General features: G+C 74.7%; 17 protein-coding genes. 6 read left to right on the top strand and 11 right to left on the bottom strand.

The genetic code is table 11. From position 1 onward, the window contains the following. Positions 1-150 precede the first annotated feature (150 nt). Positions 151-1,965: a peroxidase family protein gene (locus BLW63_RS08815; protein WP_211517055.1), complete on the top strand. Its 1,815-nt coding sequence runs from the start codon at positions 151-153 to the stop codon at positions 1,963-1,965. An 83-nt stretch (positions 1,966-2,048) separates the two neighbouring features. On the opposite strand, the gene thpR is transcribed toward BLW63_RS08815, so the two are convergent. From thpR to BLW63_RS08840, 5 genes are read right to left on the bottom strand one after another with little or no spacing between them, the layout of a single operon-like run. Then, positions 2,049-2,615 carry an RNA 2',3'-cyclic phosphodiesterase gene (gene thpR, locus BLW63_RS08820; protein WP_091153893.1) on the bottom strand — a complete coding sequence of 189 codons (567 nt, stop codon included), beginning with the start codon at positions 2,613-2,615 and terminating at the stop codon, positions 2,049-2,051. Further along, positions 2,612-3,040: a hypothetical protein gene (locus tag BLW63_RS08825; protein ID WP_091153896.1), complete on the bottom strand. Its 429-nt coding sequence runs from the start codon at positions 3,038-3,040 to the stop codon at positions 2,612-2,614. The genes thpR and BLW63_RS08825 overlap by 4 nt, the downstream gene beginning before the upstream one ends. A gap of 21 nt (positions 3,041-3,061) precedes the next feature. Beyond that, a complete protein-coding gene (locus BLW63_RS08830) occupies positions 3,062-4,420 on the bottom strand; it encodes an MFS transporter (protein WP_091153900.1) in 1,359 nt (452 codons plus the stop codon). Beyond that, positions 4,413-4,847, bottom strand: coding sequence for a MarR family winged helix-turn-helix transcriptional regulator (locus BLW63_RS08835; protein ID WP_091153904.1), 435 nt, complete (start codon positions 4,845-4,847; stop codon positions 4,413-4,415). The genes BLW63_RS08830 and BLW63_RS08835 overlap by 8 nt, the downstream gene beginning before the upstream one ends. A gap of 37 nt (positions 4,848-4,884) precedes the next feature. After that, a complete protein-coding gene (locus tag BLW63_RS08840; protein ID WP_091153908.1) occupies positions 4,885-6,399 on the bottom strand; it encodes an NCS2 family permease in 1,515 nt (504 codons plus the stop codon). A gap of 149 nt (positions 6,400-6,548) precedes the next feature. Here BLW63_RS08840 and BLW63_RS08845 point away from each other — a divergent pair, with 149 nt between their 5' ends. Continuing rightward, positions 6,549-6,770, top strand: a complete 222-nt coding sequence (locus BLW63_RS08845; RefSeq protein WP_091153911.1) for a DUF2530 domain-containing protein — start codon at positions 6,549-6,551, stop codon at positions 6,768-6,770. 420 nt (positions 6,771-7,190) lie between these two features. Here BLW63_RS08845 and BLW63_RS08850 read toward each other — a convergent pair whose 3' ends face one another. Next, positions 7,191-7,988 carry a DUF3027 domain-containing protein gene (locus BLW63_RS08850; RefSeq protein WP_091153913.1) on the bottom strand — a complete coding sequence of 266 codons (798 nt, stop codon included), beginning with the start codon at positions 7,986-7,988 and terminating at the stop codon, positions 7,191-7,193. A gap of 88 nt (positions 7,989-8,076) precedes the next feature. On the opposite strand from BLW63_RS08850, the gene BLW63_RS08855 reads away from it, so the two are divergent. Next, a complete protein-coding gene (locus BLW63_RS08855) occupies positions 8,077-9,657 on the top strand; it encodes an MFS transporter (protein WP_244522453.1) in 1,581 nt (526 codons plus the stop codon). After that, a complete protein-coding gene (locus BLW63_RS08860; protein WP_091153919.1) occupies positions 9,654-10,136 on the top strand; it encodes a DUF2771 family protein in 483 nt (160 codons plus the stop codon). The genes BLW63_RS08855 and BLW63_RS08860 overlap by 4 nt, the downstream gene beginning before the upstream one ends. A 150-nt stretch (positions 10,137-10,286) precedes the next feature. Here BLW63_RS08860 and BLW63_RS28925 read toward each other — a convergent pair whose 3' ends face one another. Both BLW63_RS28925 and BLW63_RS08870 read right to left on the bottom strand, forming a co-directional pair. Next, complete coding sequence (locus BLW63_RS28925) at positions 10,287-10,682, bottom strand: cold-shock protein (RefSeq protein ID WP_091153921.1); 396 nt, start codon at positions 10,680-10,682, stop codon at positions 10,287-10,289. A 269-nt stretch (positions 10,683-10,951) separates the two neighbouring features. Continuing rightward, positions 10,952-11,521, bottom strand: a complete 570-nt coding sequence (locus tag BLW63_RS08870) for a nucleotidyltransferase family protein (protein WP_091153926.1) — start codon at positions 11,519-11,521, stop codon at positions 10,952-10,954. A gap of 75 nt (positions 11,522-11,596) precedes the next feature. Between BLW63_RS08870 and BLW63_RS08875 the strand changes: the two genes are divergently transcribed. Both BLW63_RS08875 and BLW63_RS08880 read left to right on the top strand, forming a co-directional pair. Beyond that, positions 11,597-12,370, top strand: coding sequence for an endonuclease/exonuclease/phosphatase family protein (locus BLW63_RS08875; RefSeq protein WP_091153929.1), 774 nt, complete (start codon positions 11,597-11,599; stop codon positions 12,368-12,370). A gap of 213 nt (positions 12,371-12,583) precedes the next feature. Beyond that, the gene (locus BLW63_RS08880) at positions 12,584-13,099 is read left to right on the top strand and encodes a cupin domain-containing protein (RefSeq protein WP_091154817.1); all 516 of its coding nucleotides are present in this window, start codon (positions 12,584-12,586) and stop codon (positions 13,097-13,099) included. 89 nt (positions 13,100-13,188) lie between these two features. Here BLW63_RS08880 and BLW63_RS08885 read toward each other — a convergent pair whose 3' ends face one another. From BLW63_RS08885 to BLW63_RS08895, 3 genes are all read right to left on the bottom strand, one after another. Beyond that, on the bottom strand, positions 13,189-14,844 hold the full coding sequence (locus tag BLW63_RS08885; protein WP_091153934.1) for an AMP-binding protein: 1,656 nt from the start codon (positions 14,842-14,844) through the stop codon (positions 13,189-13,191). A gap of 2 nt (positions 14,845-14,846) precedes the next feature. Then, positions 14,847-15,062 (bottom strand): hypothetical protein, encoded by a 216-nt coding sequence (locus BLW63_RS08890; protein WP_091153937.1) that lies wholly within the window; start codon positions 15,060-15,062, stop codon positions 14,847-14,849. A gap of 114 nt (positions 15,063-15,176) precedes the next feature. Beyond that, positions 15,177-15,704, bottom strand: a complete 528-nt coding sequence (locus BLW63_RS08895; RefSeq protein WP_091153941.1) for a hypothetical protein — start codon at positions 15,702-15,704, stop codon at positions 15,177-15,179. Positions 15,705-15,729 lie beyond the last annotated feature (25 nt).

Genomic DNA, 15,729 nt, shown 5'->3' on the forward strand with positions numbered 1-15,729 from the left:
CTCACCAAGCGCGACACGCCACGCCCGGCACCCCCAGGACTGGGGGACGGGGTCCCCCACGGCCGCGTGTGCCCCGTCCCCGCCCCCCGCCGGAGCCTCGGAGCCATCGAGAGCGGCCGTGGGGGCGGGCTCTGCGACGCCGGGGGGCGGGTGCACGTGCACGGGTTCGGGGACGAGACGGGCGGGGTCTGCCCGTTCAGCGGAGCGGGTGGCGGGACGGCGCGCAGCGGGGTCTCGCGGCGGACGATGCTCGCCGGGTTGGCGAGCCTGGCCGCGCTGCCGGTCATGAGCGGGACGGCGCACGCCGCGCCGCCCCGCCGTCCGCCGGTCCCGACCACCGCGCCGACGCCTCCCGCGCGCCGTCCGCGGGCCGCGCGGGGCGCGCACGCCGTCGGCAACCCGCGCGGCAGCGACATCGCGGTCCGCGCCGGCCGGGACGCCGAGGCCCGGTTCGGGATGATGTTCAAGAAGCTGCCGGCCTTCGCGCCGCCGGACGCGCTGCTGACGGCGCTGGCGGTCTCGATGAACGACGGCAAGGCGCCGCTGTCCGACGTCAAGGACTCCGACGTCGCCTTCGACAACCCGGGCATGCCGGCCGGCTACATCTACCTGGGCCAGTTCGTCGACCACGACATGACGCTGGACAAGACCCCGCTGACCCTGCAGCAGCAGGACCCGCGGGCGATGACCAACTACGACACGCCCCGCTTCGACCTGGCCAGCGTCTACGGCAAGGGCCCGGCCGGCAGCCCCGAGCTCTACGACCCGGCGCGGCCGGGCTACCTGCTGTGCAACGACCACGACGGCGTGCGCGACCTGCCCCGCGACGACGTCGGCGCGGCCTACCTCGGCGACCCCCGCAACGACGAGAACCTGATCGTCGCCCAGTTCCACGCGGTCTTCCTGCGCCTGCACAACAAGCTGCGCGACGAGGGGAAGACCTTCGAGCAGGCCCAGCAGCTGGTGCGCTGGCACTACCAGTGGCTGATCGTGAACGACTACCTGCCGCGGATCGTCGGCCGGGACGTCGTCGACCGGCTCCTCCGTCGCCGCCGCGGCGGGCCGATCGAGTTCCTCGGGCGGTTCTACAAGCCGCGCAACCCGCGCCGGCCGTACATGCCGGTCGAATACTCCGGCGCGGCCTACCGCTTCGGACACAGCATGATCCGCGCCGAGTACGAGGTGCACGACCAGCACACCGTGCCGATCTTCGGCAACGAGGGCTACCAGGACCTGCGCGGCAACCGCCCGGTGCCGGAGGACCTGTGGATCGACTGGAACTACTTCTTCGAGATCCCCGGCATGAGCACGCCCGACGACCGCAACATGGCACGGTTGATCGACACCCAGCTCTCGCTGCCCCTGTCGAAGCTGCCACCGACCGTCGTGGCGCCCACCGCCGGGGCGATCACCTCGCTGGCCGAGCGCAACCTGCTCCGCGGCAAGCGGCTGGGCCTGCCGGCCGGCCAGGACGTCGCCGTCGCGATGGGCCTGAAGCCGCTGACCAACCAGCAGCTGGGCCTCACCGACCCCGGCTGGAAGGGCAAGGCGCCGCTCTGGTTCTACGTGCTCAAGGAGGCCGAGCTGCTCGGCGGGCACCGGCTGGGCCAGGTCGGCGGCACGATCGTCGCCGAGGTGATCCTCGGCCTGATGGCCTGTGACACCGCCTCGTACTTCACCGCCAACCCCGGCTTCGACCCCGGCGCCGGGTACTCCATGGGGCACTTCCTGCTCTGGGCCGACGCCATCGACCCGCGCGCCTTCGAGGCGCCGGAGGACGAGCTGCCCGAGGAGGAGGAGCCCGCCGACGGGGAGGTCGACGAGGGCGAGGTGGAGGACGAGGCACCGCACGAGGAGGAGCCGGAGGTCGAGGAGCCCGAGGACGACGAGGAGCCCGAGCTGCTCGAGCCCGGCGAGGCGCCCGACCCCGCGGCGACGTCCCCGGTACCCGGTCAGGTGGTGTGAGGGCGGCCCCCTTGCAGGAGAAGGACCCCGTCCTCCTCACCGCTCGCAGGCTCGCAGGCTCGCCTCTGGACGGGGCCGCGGGCTCAGGCCAGCGGCCAGGCCGCGACCCGGTCGTAGCGCGGCACGGGGCCGGGGTGGCTCTCCAGCAGTTCCACCTCGGCCACCGGCCAGGCCGGCCCGCGGTGCCCGGCCAGCCGCTCGGGCAGGTCGCCGTCCCCCGGCCGGCCGGGCCGCCAGCGGCCGAGGGTGAGGTGGGCGCGGAACGGCCGGTCCTCGACCGGCAGGCCCAGCCCGCGGGCGGCCGCGGCCAGCCGGGCGGCGAGCGCGCCCAGCGCAACGCCGTCCCCGGTGACGCCGGCCCAGAACACCTGCGGACGACGGCGGGAGCCGAAGCGTCCGGCGCCGGCCAGCCGCAGGGTCATCGGTGGAGTGCCCGCCACGGCCGGCCCGGCGGCGGCGAGGAGCTCCTCGACCCGGTCCGCCGGCACCGCGCCGAGGAAGAGCAGCGTCAGGTGCCACCGCTCCGGCGGCGTCCAGCGGGGCGCCCCGGGCGCCTCGCGCAGCGGCGCCAGCGCACGGTCGAGCTCGGTGAGCGCGCCGGCCGGCGGGGTCACCGCGAAGAACAGCCGCCGCGGCCGGTGCAGGGTCAGTCGGGCACCGCCAGGCCGGCCTCGGCGAGCGCGGTCTGCAGCCGCAGCCGCTCGACGTCACGGGGCCGGCCGGGTGGGACGGTGTCCAGCGCGTGGGGCACCTCGAGCAGCCGGGCGGCCTCCACGAGGACGTCGTCGTAGGCCGCCTGCAGGCCGCGGCGGCGGGCCATCGGGGCGCCGGCCGGGACGCGGGCGAGCTGGGCGCCCAGCCGGCGCAGGTCGGCGGCCACCTGTTCGATCGGGCGGCCGACCGGGGCCGGCGTCGCCCGGTGCGGCAGGGGCAGGCGCGCCGAGCCGAACACCAGCCGGGCCAGCCAGCCCATGAGGGCGACCGAGCCGACCACGCCGCCGACGATCGCCCCCAGGTTGATCAGCGCGCTGCCCATCCCCGCCTCCGCGGACGCCTCGAGTGTGGTGACCGTCACGGTACGACGGTCCGGGGCGCGTCAGCTCGCCTGCGTGCCCGGGGCCTCGGCCGAGGCCGCCTCCGCCGCGGCCCGGACCGCCGGGGGCGGCACCGCCCGCGGCGAGACGTGGAGCTGCAGCCGCGGCGGAACGACACGCGCCTCGAGCCGGATTCGCCGGCCGCGCGCCAGCCACACCGCGGCGACGCCAGCCGCGGCCACCGCGACCGCGCCACCGAGGACGAACCCCCACGGCGCTCCCCACCGCTCGGCGACCCAGCCGATCAGCGGAGAGCCGATGGGCGTGCCACCCAGGAAACAGGTGAAGTAGAGCGCCATCACCCGGCCGCGCAGCTGCGGCTCGGCGCCCAGCTGCACGAAGCTGTTGGTGGCCACGCTGAACACCAGGCCCGCCGCGCCGGTCGGCACGAGCAGGGCGGCGAACGACCAGTAGGTGGGCATGAGGCCGCAGACGATCGACGTCAGCCCGAAGGCCACCGCCGCGCCCACGAGGAAGCGCTGCCGCGGTCGGCGGGTGCGCCGGGTCGACAGCAGGGCGCCCGACAACGACCCGGCGGCGAAGCAGGTGGTGAGCAGCCCGAACGCCTCGGCGCCCACGCCGAAGACCTCCCGGGCCATGAGCGCGATGGTCACCTGGGAGTTGAAGGTGAAGGTGCCCAGCACGAGGGCCAGGCCCATCCCCAGCCGGAGGTCGGGGCGCGACCACGCGTAGGCCAGCCCCTCGCGCAGCTGGCCGCGGGCGCGCGCGACCCGCCGGCTGGGGTGCAGCTCCCCGGGCCGCATCGCCAGCAGCGCCCCGATGGTGAACACGAAGCTGGCCGCGTTGACGAGGAAGGCCGGCGCAGTGTCGCCCGAGGCCGCCCCGATGAGCAGCCCGGCGAGGGCGGGGCCGACCAGCCGAGCGCTGTTGAAGATGGTCGAGTTGAGGCTGACGGCGTTGGTCAGCAGGTCCGGCCCGACCATCTCCGAGACGAACGCCTGCCGCACGGGCGCGTCGATGGCGGAGACCGAGCCGAGGGCGGCGGCGAGCGCGAACACGTGCCACAGGGCGACGGCGTCGGAGGCCACCAGCAGGCCGAGCACGAGGGCCACGAGCCCCATGAGCGTCTGGGTGGCCAGCAGCACCCGGCGCTTGGCGTAGCGGTCGGCCAGCACGCCGCCGTACATGCCGAGGAACAGCGTGGGACCGAACTGCAGCGCGGTGACCAGGCCGAGGGCGGTGCCGTCGTCACCGGAGAGCTGCAGGACCAGCCAGTCCTGGCCGATGCGCTGCATCCAGGTGCCGGTGAGGCTGACCAGGTTGGCCGACGCGTAGATGCGGTAGTTGCGCACCCGCAGCGACCGGAACGTGCCGCCGTCCGTCGTCCGGCCCCTACCCACTCGCCAGCTTGTCCATGATCACCGCGGCCTCGTACAGCACCGCCCGCTCCTCCACGCTGAGCCGCTCGAGCATGCCGGTCAGCCACGCCTCCCGGGCGCGGGCCTCGGCGGTGAGCAACGCCTCCGCGGCGGGCGTCAGGTCGATGACCACCTGCCGCCCGTCGGTCGGGTGCGGGCTGCGGGTGACCAGCCCCATGCCCTCCAGCGCGACGACGACCCGGGTCATCGACGGCGGCTGGACCCGCTCGTGGCCGGCCAGCTCGCCCGGGCTCATCGCGCCGTGCCGCTTGAGGGTCGACAGCGCCGCGAGGTGGGTGAGCGTGACCGACTGGTCGACCCGCTGGTTGCGCAGGCGGCGGGAGAACCGCATGACCGCCAGTCGCAGGTCGTGGGCCAGCGCCGCGGTGTCCAGCGTCGTCCGGCTCACGGTTGCCCAGCCTAACGACCCGCCCCGCGGCCGCGGCTCAGAACAGCTGCTGCAGCGGCTCCAGTGCGAAGTACACGAGGAACAGCGCGGCGATCAGCCACATCAGCAGGTGGATCTCGCGCCGCCGTCCGGCCGCCACGTGCAGCAGCACGTAGCTGATGACGCCGGCGCCGATGCCGTTGGTGATCGAGTAGGTGAACGGCATCAGAGCGATGGTGAGGAAGGCCGGGATCACCACCGTCATGTCCTCCCACTGCAGGTGGCGGATCTGGTTGACCATCAGCGCGCCCACGATCACCAGCACCGGCGCCGCCGCCTCCGACGGCACGACCTGCACCAGCGGGGTGAAGAACATCGCCAGCAGGAAGAGGACGCCGGTGGCCACGCTGGCCAGTCCGGTCCGCGCGCCGTCGGCCACGCCGGCAGCGCTCTCGACGTAGGTCGTGTTGGACGAGACGCTGGCCGCCCCGCCGGCCGCGGCGGCCACCGAGTCGACCAGCAGCACCGGCTGCGACCGGGGCAGGTTGCGCTCCTCGTCGAGGAGGTCGCCCTCGGCGCCGACCGCGGTCACCGAGCCGACGGTGTCGAAGAAGTCGGCGATCATGATCGAGAAGACGATCAGCAGCGCCGCGATGACGCCGATCCGCTCGAAGCCGCCGAACAGCGAGAACTGGCCCACCAGCGACAGGTCCGGCGCGCTCACCACCTCGGCGGGGAGGGTGGGGACCTGCAGCGCCCAGCCGCGCGGGTTGGACCCGTCAGGCGTGCGGGCGCCGACCTGGGCGATCGCCTCCACGACGATCGCCAGCACCGTCGACGCGACGATGCCGATGAGCAGCGCACCCTTCACCTGGCGGACGACGAGCACGCTGGTGAGCAGCAGCCCGACGACGAAGACCAGCAGCGGCCAGCCCGCCAGCTGGCCGTTGATGCCGAAGCTGATCAGCGGGGTGCCCGGCCGGATGACGCCGGCGTCGGCCAGCCCGATGATCGTGAGGAAGAAGCCGATGCCGACCGCGATCGCCGTCTTCAGCTGCGCCGGGATCGCCTCGAAGACCGCCCGGCGGAAACCGGTGAGCACCAGCAGGGTGATCAGCAGGCCCTCGAGGACGACCAGGCCCATGATCTCCGGCCAGGACATCTGGGTGGCCGCGAAGACCGCGACGATGGCGTTGATCCCGAGGCCGGCGGCCACCGCGAACGGATAGCGGCCGACGACGCCCATGAGGATCGTCATGACCCCGGCGACCAGCGCGGTGACGGCGGCGACCGAGGCGAAGGGCAGGGTGGCCCCGGTGACGTCCGCGCCCGACAGGATGATCGGGTTGAGCACCACGATGTAGGCCATGGTGAAGAAGGTCGTGAGGCCACCCCGCAGCTCGCGGGTGACCGTCGAGCGGCGGGCGCTGATGCCGAAGTAGCGGTCGACCCCGTTGCTGGGCCGCACCCGCGGGCCCTCGCTGCGGCGCGGCGACGGTGCCCCGGCGGCGACGTCGGCAGGCGTGCCGCCGTCCGTGGTGGTGCCCCTGGACGGGCGGGACTTCTGTGCCATGACGACTCCCGGGCGCGCGGCCGGGCGAGCAGGCGGCGGGGGAGGCGCGCCGGCTGACCGGTGGGGACTGCGATGAGCGGCGACAGCGTGCCACACCGGTGTTCCGATCAGGTGACACGCGGCGGGCCTGCGGGTCCTAGGGTCGGGACGTGCCCAGACCGACCAAGCAGGCCCCGCCGCCGCTGCGTGTGGACACCGTGCGGGTGGTGCTGGCCGGGACGGCGCTGTGGGTGGTGGCGCTCGTCGTGCTGCTCGTCCTCGGCGACCGGGTGGACCGGATGTGGACCTGGACCTGTGTCGCCGGCATCGCGCTGGCCGGCGTCGGGCTGGGCGTCATGCGCCTGCAGGGTCAGATCGGCCGCCACGACTGACACCTCGTCGGTCCCGGCCGCCTGGCTGCTGGCGCCGTTCCTCCTCGGTTCCTCCCCCGCACCTGCGGCGAGGGAGTGTTCTCCCCGGACCTCTCCCCTTGCGCACACCTGTGAGCAGCGGCCGACTCTCCTCGCCCGGACCTCTTCCCCTGCCCCCACCTGTGAGCAGCGGCCGAGGTTCCCGGTGACGACTCCTGCCGTCCGGACCGACGTGAGCGCGTGCGAGGAGCGGGGGCCGGATGCCACCCGACGAGTGCGCGGGACACGCTCAGCGCAACAGGGGGACGGCTCCTGGCCGCGGTGTGCGACCGACGAGCCGGGCCCGGAGGGTCCCCGAGGAGGGACGCGTCCGGGGGGGCTCAGTTCAGCGGGGGACGGCTCCTGGCCGCGGTGTCGGCCGGCAGGCGACAGATCACCCAGTCACAGCACGTCGAACGAACCGGTGTCGTAGCGCGCCGAGCGCACGACCTCCGCGGCGTCGTCGGCCGCCAGCGTCGCCTGGCTGTGCGCGCCGCAGCCGTAGTCGACGGTGACCACGCGCCCGTCGGCCGGGGCGTAGACGTTGCCGCACGCACCCAGCCGCTGCCGGAGCGAACCGGCCAGCGGCAGGAAGAACCCGCAGCTGGCGCACGGACCGGGCGCCTGCCGGGCCATCGGCGAGCGGGGGCCGAACTCCCCGGCGCTCCAGCGGTCCGCGGCCTCCTGGCGCCCCTCCCGAGACATGACCCGCTCCCGGCCGATGCCGATCTCCGAGGCGACCACGGAGCCCTCGGGGTCGTCGGCGGAATCGTCCGCGGTGGTGTAGCCGGGGACCAGCCGGGGGTCGTCCTCGGTCGAGGGCAGCACGTCGCCGACCGAGAGGTCCCCGGGGCGCAGCCGCTCGTGCCAGGGGACCCAGGCGGGGGCGAGCAGCGCCTGGTCGCCGGGCAGCAGCACGACCTCGTCGACGGTGACGTGCTCCTCGCCGGGCACCGCGGCGAGGGTGACCGCCCAGTACCAGCCGACGTAGCCGGGCAGCCGGCTGGCGAAGGAGTGGGTGACCACCTCGCCGAAGCCCGTCCCGCCGGCCCCCGTGGGCGGCGTCTCGCGGACGGCGCCGAGGTGCTCTCCGACCAGCTCGGCGGACCCGGCGGTCTCGACCGCCGCGGCCCGGGCCTGCTCGACCGCGGTGCTGGGCACGTCGCTCCCCGCGCCAGCGGGGTCGGATAACTCGGCCACGGCGTCATTCTCCCTGACGCCAGGGGCGGGCCCGGCGTGCGGGGGCGCTGTCCGTGTCCTCCCAGGTCGGTGCGGCACCATGGGCTGCGTGTCGTCCCTCCCGCCCGGCGCCCGCCGCCGTGCCCTGCGCCGGCGCCCGTCGCCGCCGGGCGCCCCAGGCACGGAGACGGCGCCGCTGGGAGTGGCCCGGGCGGCCACCCGGCCGCTACCGGCCGCGGGCGGGACGCCCGAGCCGGGGGCCGGGGACGGCGCGGGCGCTCCCCCACCGACCGCCGCGCCGCCCCAGGCCGCACCGCCGCCTCCCCCGGCACCGCGGAAGCTGACCGTCACGCGGGTCGCGGCGTCGCGCACGCGTGAGCTGACCGGGGTCGCCGTCCGCCGAGTGCAGACGGCCAGCCGGGCGGACGGCGCCGCGGAGAGCGGCCTGGCGAAACTGCTGTGGGTCAACGCGCTGCACATGGCCGGCGACGCGATGATCGCCGTCTCGCTGGCCGGCACGCTCTTCTTCGCCGCGACGACCGACGCGCAGCGCAGCAACGTGGCGCTCTACCTGCTGGTGACGATGGCCCCGTTCGCGGTCGTCGCCCCGGTGGTCGGGCCGCTGCTCGACCGGCTGCAGCGCGGCCGCCGCTGGGCGATGGCCGCCAGCCAGCTGGGCCGGGCCGCCCTGGCGCTGGTCATGGCCGCCCACTTCGACGACCTCTGGCTCTACCCGGCGGCCCTCGGCGTCCTGGTGCTCTCCAAGGCGCACAACGTGCTGCGTGCCGCGGTGATCCCGCGCGTGCTGCCCGGCGCCATGTCGCTGACCTCGGCCAACGCGCGCACGTCAGTGTTCGGCCTGGTCACCGCCGGCGTCTTCGGTGGCATCGGGGCCGGCCTGGCCTGGGCGCTGGGCTTCACCTGGCTGCTGTGGGCCGCCACCGCGGTGTTCGCCTGCGGTGCGGTGCTCGCGGTGCGGCTGCCCCGCCACGTCGACGTCCCCACCGGTGAGCTGCCCGCCGACGTCCTCTCCACCGCACCCCTGCCGGTGACCACCGGGCGGCGGCGCCGGCCGGTCAACCCGCGCGTGGTCGTCGCGCTGCGGGCCAACGCGGCGCTCCGCGGACTCGGCGGCTTCCTGACGATCTTCTCGGCGTTCCTCGTGCAGGCCACGGTCGCGGGCGGGTGGTACGGCACGCTGGCGCTGGGTGCCATCGCCGGGGCGGCCGGCGTGGGCAGCGTGCTCGGCACCGCCGTCGGCTCCCGGCTGCACCGGGCCGACCCGGACCGGGTGGTGCTCTGGTCGGCCGGCACCGCGGCGGCGATCACCGTGGCCGCGGCGGCCTTCTACAGCCTCGCCACGGCCGCCCTCGTCGCCGGCGTGGCCGCGGTCGCCAACGCGCTGGGCAAGGTCGCGCTCGACGCGATCATCCAGCGCGAGGTGCCCGAGAGCCTGCGGGCCTCCGCGTTCGCCCGCTCGGAGACGGTGCTGCAGCTGTCCTGGGTCGTCGGGGGCGCGCTGGGCATCGCGCTGCCCCCGACCGGCTGGCTGGGCTTCACCGTCGCCGCGGCCCTGCTCGTGCTGGCCGTCGGGCTGGTGCTCTGGGGTCCGCGCCGCCGCAGCCCGGCGCCGACCGCGCCCCTGCCCGTCGCCGACGCCGGGACCGACCCGCTGGGCCGCGTCCCGTGAGGCGGGTCGCCGTCCCGGCCGTCGTCCTGCTGCTGGCCGGTTGCGGGTCCGAGCCGTCGGGCCCGCAGGACGTCGTCGTGGAGGCCGGGCCGCAGCGGGTCGAGGCCGCCCCCACCCAGTACTGCGTGGACGGCGAGGGGCAGCGCTACGAGACCTCGCCGCCGATCGTCGAGGTCTCACCCGACACCGCCATCCGGCTCACCGTGCCCGACGCGGTGGCCGAGCGCGGCTGGAGCGTGCAGGTGTTCGACGAGGGGCTGGAGCAGCTGCTCGGCGAGGCGCCGGTCGACGCCGGCGAGGCCGTGTTCGAGGTCGACAGCGACGACGTCGTCCCGCCGGCGTTCTACCTCGTCGTCGTCGAGGACGCCGTCGAGGAGTGCGAGGGCTTCAGCGGGGCCTGGCCGGTCGGGTTCCTGCGCGCCGGCACGGCCCAGGACGGGACGACGACGGAACCGACGACGCCCGCGCCCCAGGGCTGAGGACCATCCCACCCCCGGTAGCCCGTCCAGAGGCTCGCCGCCGGCCCCGTCCAGAGGTTCGTCCCGAACCTGCGAGGGATGAGGAGGACGGGGTCCTTCCACGGTGAGGAGGACGGGGTCCTTCCACGGTGAGGGGGACGGGGTCCGCTCTCAGTGCTCCAGGTCGGTGGCGACCGCGCGCAGCACGGAGGCGACCTTGCGGGCCTCCGGCCGGTCGGGGTGCCGGCCGCGGCGCAGTCCGTTGGAGACGTCGTCGAGCAGCTTGATCAGGTCCTCGATGATCGGGACGAGCTCGTCGGGCTTCTTGCGGGTCCGCTCGGCGTGCGCCGCGGTCACCGAGGGCAGCGGGTCGAGCACCCGGACCTGCAGCGCCTGGTCGCCACGGCGGCCCGCGACGATGCCGAACTCCACCCGCTGCCCGGGCTTGAGCTCGCCGGTGCCGGACGGGAGGGCGTCCTTGTGCACGAAGACGTCCGGGCCGTCCTCACGGGAGAGGAAGCCGAACCCCTTCTCCGGGTTGAACCACTTGACTCTGCCGGTGGGCACGTTGATCCCTCAGTCGGTCGCGGGCGGCCCCGGCACCGGGCCGGGAGGACGGTTACGGCTCGGGCGGCCGCTGGACCCACGTTAGTCGTCGCGCCGCGTCGTCCCACTCCCATTCCGCCCGCCGCTCCCGTGCGCACCCAGCCTGACGCGGTGCCACCCCCGGACCGGCCGCCCGGCCACCCCGACGACCGGTCACGCCGGCCAACGAGCGGACGCTCCCCGCCGGGCTGCGGCCGGGCCGGCGCCGGTCGCCGGAGGCGCCGCGGTGCTCAGTCCGCCCGGACCGGCTGCCCGACGATGCCGAGCCGGTCGAGCAGCACGAGGAAGACCGCGGCGAAGTCGTTGTCCTCGACCGACGTGCGCACCCGCTCCCACTCGACCTGCTCGCGCAGCGCCCGGGCGACCGGCAGCAGCCGCGCGTAGTCGCAGTAGTGCTCGTCCAGGGCCATGAGCTTGGTGACGACGATGTCGGTGGCCTGGAGCACCGGCATGTGCACCGACAGCACCGGCATGTCCTCGGCGCGGTCGATGAGGTCCTGCTCCACCGGGATGCCGCAGGTGCGCCACAGGACGTCGACGAACGAGCCGCCCTGCACGACCTTGGTCAGCCAGTCCTCGGCCGGGTCGACGACCTCCAGCCCCGCCTCGGCCAGCACCTTGGCGGCCCGCTCGGACTCGGCCGCCGGCACCAGGAAGTCCGCGTCGTGGTCGGGCTCCGGTGCCCCGCGGACCCAAGCGGCGTAGCCGCCGCAGAGCGCGAAGGGCACGTCGCCCTGTTTCAGCGCGACGGCGACGCGCTTGAGGAGGTCACGGATCTCGTCGCGGTCCGAGGGCTGCACACAGAACCTGCTACCCGGGGTTCGCCCCCCGGAACACGGCGGTGTGGACGACGGGCCGCGGGGCACAGCATCCCCGTGCGGATCGCGACCTTCAACATCCTCCACGGGCGCTCGCCGGTCGACGACCGCGTCGACGTGGAGCGCCTCGCCGCCGCGGTGAAGACCCTGGACGCCGACGTGCTCGGGCTGCAGGAGGTCGACCGGGACCAGCCCCGCTCGCTCGGCGCGGACCTCACCGCGGTCGCCGCCGAGGCGATGGGCGCGGTCGACTCGCAGTTCGTGGCGGCGCTGCACGGCACCCCCGGCGGCACCTGGATGGCCGCCACCGGCGAGGAGCAGCCGGGGTCGGCGACGTACGGGATCGCGCTGCTGTCCCGCTACCCGGTGGTGTCCTGGCGGGTCGTCCGGCTGCCCGCGCTGCGCAGCCGGGTCCCCGTGTGGTTCCGCGGCGCCCCGCGGCCGGTGGTGGTCAGCGACGAGCCGCGGGTGGCCGTCGCCGCCGTCCTCGAGGGGCCGTCGGGCCAGTTCACCGTCTGCAACACCCACCTGTCGTTCGTCCCGGGCTGGGGCGCGCTGCAGCTGTCGAGGCTGGTCCGCTCGCTGACGGGCACCCGCGAGCCGCTGGTCCTCATGGGGGACCTCAACATGCAGGCCGGCCAGGCGGTGCGGGTGAGCGGGCTGCGACCCCTGGCCCCGGCGACGACGCCGACCTTCCCGGTCGAGCAGCCGACCCGGCAGCTGGACCACGTGCTGGGCCGCGGGCGGATCAGTGCGACCGGCCCGGCCGAGGCGGTGCGATTGCCGCTGTCGGACCACCGCGCCCTCGTGGTGCCCTGCGCACCCGCCTGAGAGGACCCGCCTGCCCCCACCACTCGGAGAAGGACCCTGTCCTCCTCGTGAAGGACCCCCCTCGCCCCCCGCCACTCGCAGGCTCGCGGCGGGACACTGCAACGGCGCCGCGGGGCCGGCGGGACCCTGCAGGCGGCCGCGTCGTCACCCTGTCCGTCTCGCGGGGGGTGCGGGACCATGCACGGCAGGACGAGCCCAGTGCGGGAGACGGGCATGGACGAGCGCACAGCACCGCCGCTGACGATCGTGCGGCCGGGTGAGGGCCGCGTCGCGGACCTCGGGGACGGTCCGGGTGTCGCGTTCAAGCTGTGGGGCGAGGACACCGGCGGCTCCATCGCGGTGGTGGAGCACCCGTTCGCCGTCGGTACCTACGTGTCGGCCCACCTGCACACGCGCGAGGACGAGTACTCGGTCGTCACCGAGGGCGAGATCGGCTTCCGCTCGGGGGACCGCGAGGTGGTCCTGGGCCCCGGCGGCTACATCACCAAGCCCCGCGGCGAGCTGCACGCCATGTGGAACGCCGGCTCCGCGCCCGCCCGCATGATCGAGATCATCAGCCCGGCGGGGTTCGAGCGCTTCTTCCGTGACGTGGCCGACCTCGCGGCCACCGGGGAGACCGAGATCGCGGCGTTCGTCGCGCTCGCCGAGGCGTACGGCCTCCAGTTCGCCGAGCCGGAGTGGCAGGCCGACGTCATTCGCCGCTACGGCCTGACCCCGCCGTCCTGGTGATCGCCCGTCCCGGGTGCTGTACCGCGGGACCTGCCGGTCGCGATCTCGACTCCGAGCGGGGGTGACCCTCGAGGTGCCTGGCTCCGCACTCAGGCGTTGCGGACGGCGGCGGCGCTCTCCAGCCCGAGTTCCCGGACCGACACCTGGCGCATCTCGACCTTGCGCACCTTGCCGGTGACCGTCATGGGGAAGGCCTCGACGACCTTGACGTAGCGGGGCACCTTGTAGTGGGCCAGCTTGCCGGCGCAGAACTCGCGCAGCGCCTCGGGCGTGAGCGGCTCGGCGCCCTCGCGCAGCCGCACCCAGGCCATCAGCTCCTCGCCGAAGCGCTCGTCGGGCACCCCGATGACCTGGGCGTCGACGACGTCGGGGTGGGTGTACAGGAACTCCTCGACCTCGCGCGGGTACACGTTCTCCCCGCCGCGGATGACCATGTCCTTGATCCGGCCGACGATGTTGAGGTAGCCCTCGGCGTCCATCACCGCGAGGTCGCCGGTGTGCATCCACCGGGCGGCGTCGATGACCTCGGCGGTCTTCTCCGGCTCCTCCCAGTAGCCCAGCATCACCGAGTAGCCGCGGGTGCAGAACTCCCCCGGCGTGCCGCGGGGCACGGTCAGCCCGGTGGCGGGGTCGACGACCTTGACCTCCAGGTGCGGGTGCACCCGCCCGACGGTGGAGGTGCGCCGGTCCAGGTCGTCGTCCGCGCCGGTCTGGGTCGACACCGGCGAGGTCTCGGTCATCCCGTAGCAGATGGTCACCTCGGTCATGCCCATCTCCGCGACCACCCGCTTCATCACCTCCACCGGGCACGGCGACCCGGCCATGATGCCGGTGCGCAGGGTGGAGAGGTCGTAGGAGGCGAAGTCCGGCAGCGCCAGCTCGGCGATGAACATCGTCGGGACGCCGTACAGCGAGGTGCACCGCTCGTCGGCCACCGCCTGCAGCGTGGCGGCCGGGTCGAAGCCGGGCGCGGGGATGACCATCGTGGCGCCGTGCGAGGTGGCCGCGAGGTTGCCCATGCCCATGCCGAAGCAGTGGTAGTAGGGCACGGGGATGCAGATCCGGTCGGCCTCGGTGTAGCGGCAGCCCTCGCCGACGAAGAAGCCGTTGTTGAGCAGGTTGTGGTGGGTGAGGGTGGCGCCTTTGGGGAAGCCGGTCGTGCCCGAGGTGTACTGGATGTTGATCGGGTCGTCGGCCGACAGCCGGGTCTCCCGCTCGGCCAGCCGGCCGCGGTCGCCGGCCCGGCCGGTGGCCACCAGCTGCTCCCACTCCGGGGAGCCGAGGAAGACGACCTCGCGCAGGCGGGGGCACTGTCCACGGACCTCGCCGACCATCGCGCGGTAGTCGCTGGTCTTGAACTCCGGCGCGCTGACGAGCACCGAGATGCCGGCCTGCTGAAGCACGTAGGCCAGCTCGTGCGTGCGGTAGGCCGGGTTGATGTTGACCATGATCGCGCCGAGCTTGGCCGTCGCGTACTGCACGAACGCCCACTCCGCGCAGTTGGGCGCCCAGATGCCGACCCGGTCGCCCTTGGCCACACCCAGCGCGTCGAGCCCGAGGGCGACCGCGTCGACCTCGGCGACGAACTCCGGGTAGGAGAAGCGGCGACCGGTGGCGCACTCGACGAGCGCCTCGTGGTCGCCCACCCGCGCCACCGTCCGGTCGAGGTTGGCACCGATGGTGTCCCCGAGGAGGGGGACGGCCGAGGTGCCACTGCTGTAGGACGGCAGCGCGGGCGTCGTCATGGCTACTCGCCCGCCTGCAGCCCGGCCCGGTTCGGCTTGTCGGTCGGGTGGGCGTACCGGAGGCGGCTGGCCGGCAGCGGGAAGTCGTGGTCCTCACCGAACGGCGACAGCGGGCCGGCCGACTCCGCGAGGAACTCGCTCACGGGGGCGCCGCCGTCGTCCGACTGACCCCACGTGGGCTCGATCAGGTGGTCGTGCTTCGGGTTCCGCTTGGCCATGTCGCCGTGTCCTCCGTTGTGCTCCTCGCGCGCGCACCGCCCGGTGCCCGCGTCCGTCGTGCATCTTGACGGATGGGGTACCCCGGATGCACGCAGTACGCCCCTTGCGCCGGGTCAGTGCGAACGCACCGCCCGGGCGCCGTAGACGGTCGGGAGGCCGTCCGCGGTGAGCACCCACTCCCGCGGCCCGACGGGGGCGGCGCGCACCACCGCGTCGTGCAGCTGCTGGACGGCGCGGGTGCGCCACACCGCGGTGCTGGTCAGACGCAGCCGCACCGGGTCGGCCGTGGGGTCGAGCTCGTCGTAGCCCTCGGGCTCGAAGGACAGCACCGCCGGGCCCGCGATCCGCAGCACGCCGGTCCGCCACGGCTGGGCCTGCAGCGCCCGCCGCCACCGGTGGTGGCGGACCAGCGCGCCGGCGCCGGCGCCGGCGGCCACCGTCCCCACCATGACCAGGGAGAGGACGACGAGGCCGGCCAGGGGCACCCGCTGCCCGGAGTCCCGGGCGATGGCGACCGCGGCGGTGGCCAGCAGCACCCCGAGGACGACGGCGATCACCCCGCCGGCCAGCCAGCGCAGCGCCCCCGCCTGGTAGCCGGTCAGCGCGGCGCGGGTCTGCGGGTCGTCGGCGGCCGGAGTCACGCTCCCATGCTGGCAGGGGCGTCGG

The sequence above is a fragment of the Geodermatophilus africanus genome (genome assembly GCF_900107105.1).
Taxonomy (GTDB): Bacteria; Actinomycetota; Actinomycetes; order Mycobacteriales; family Geodermatophilaceae; genus Geodermatophilus; species Geodermatophilus africanus.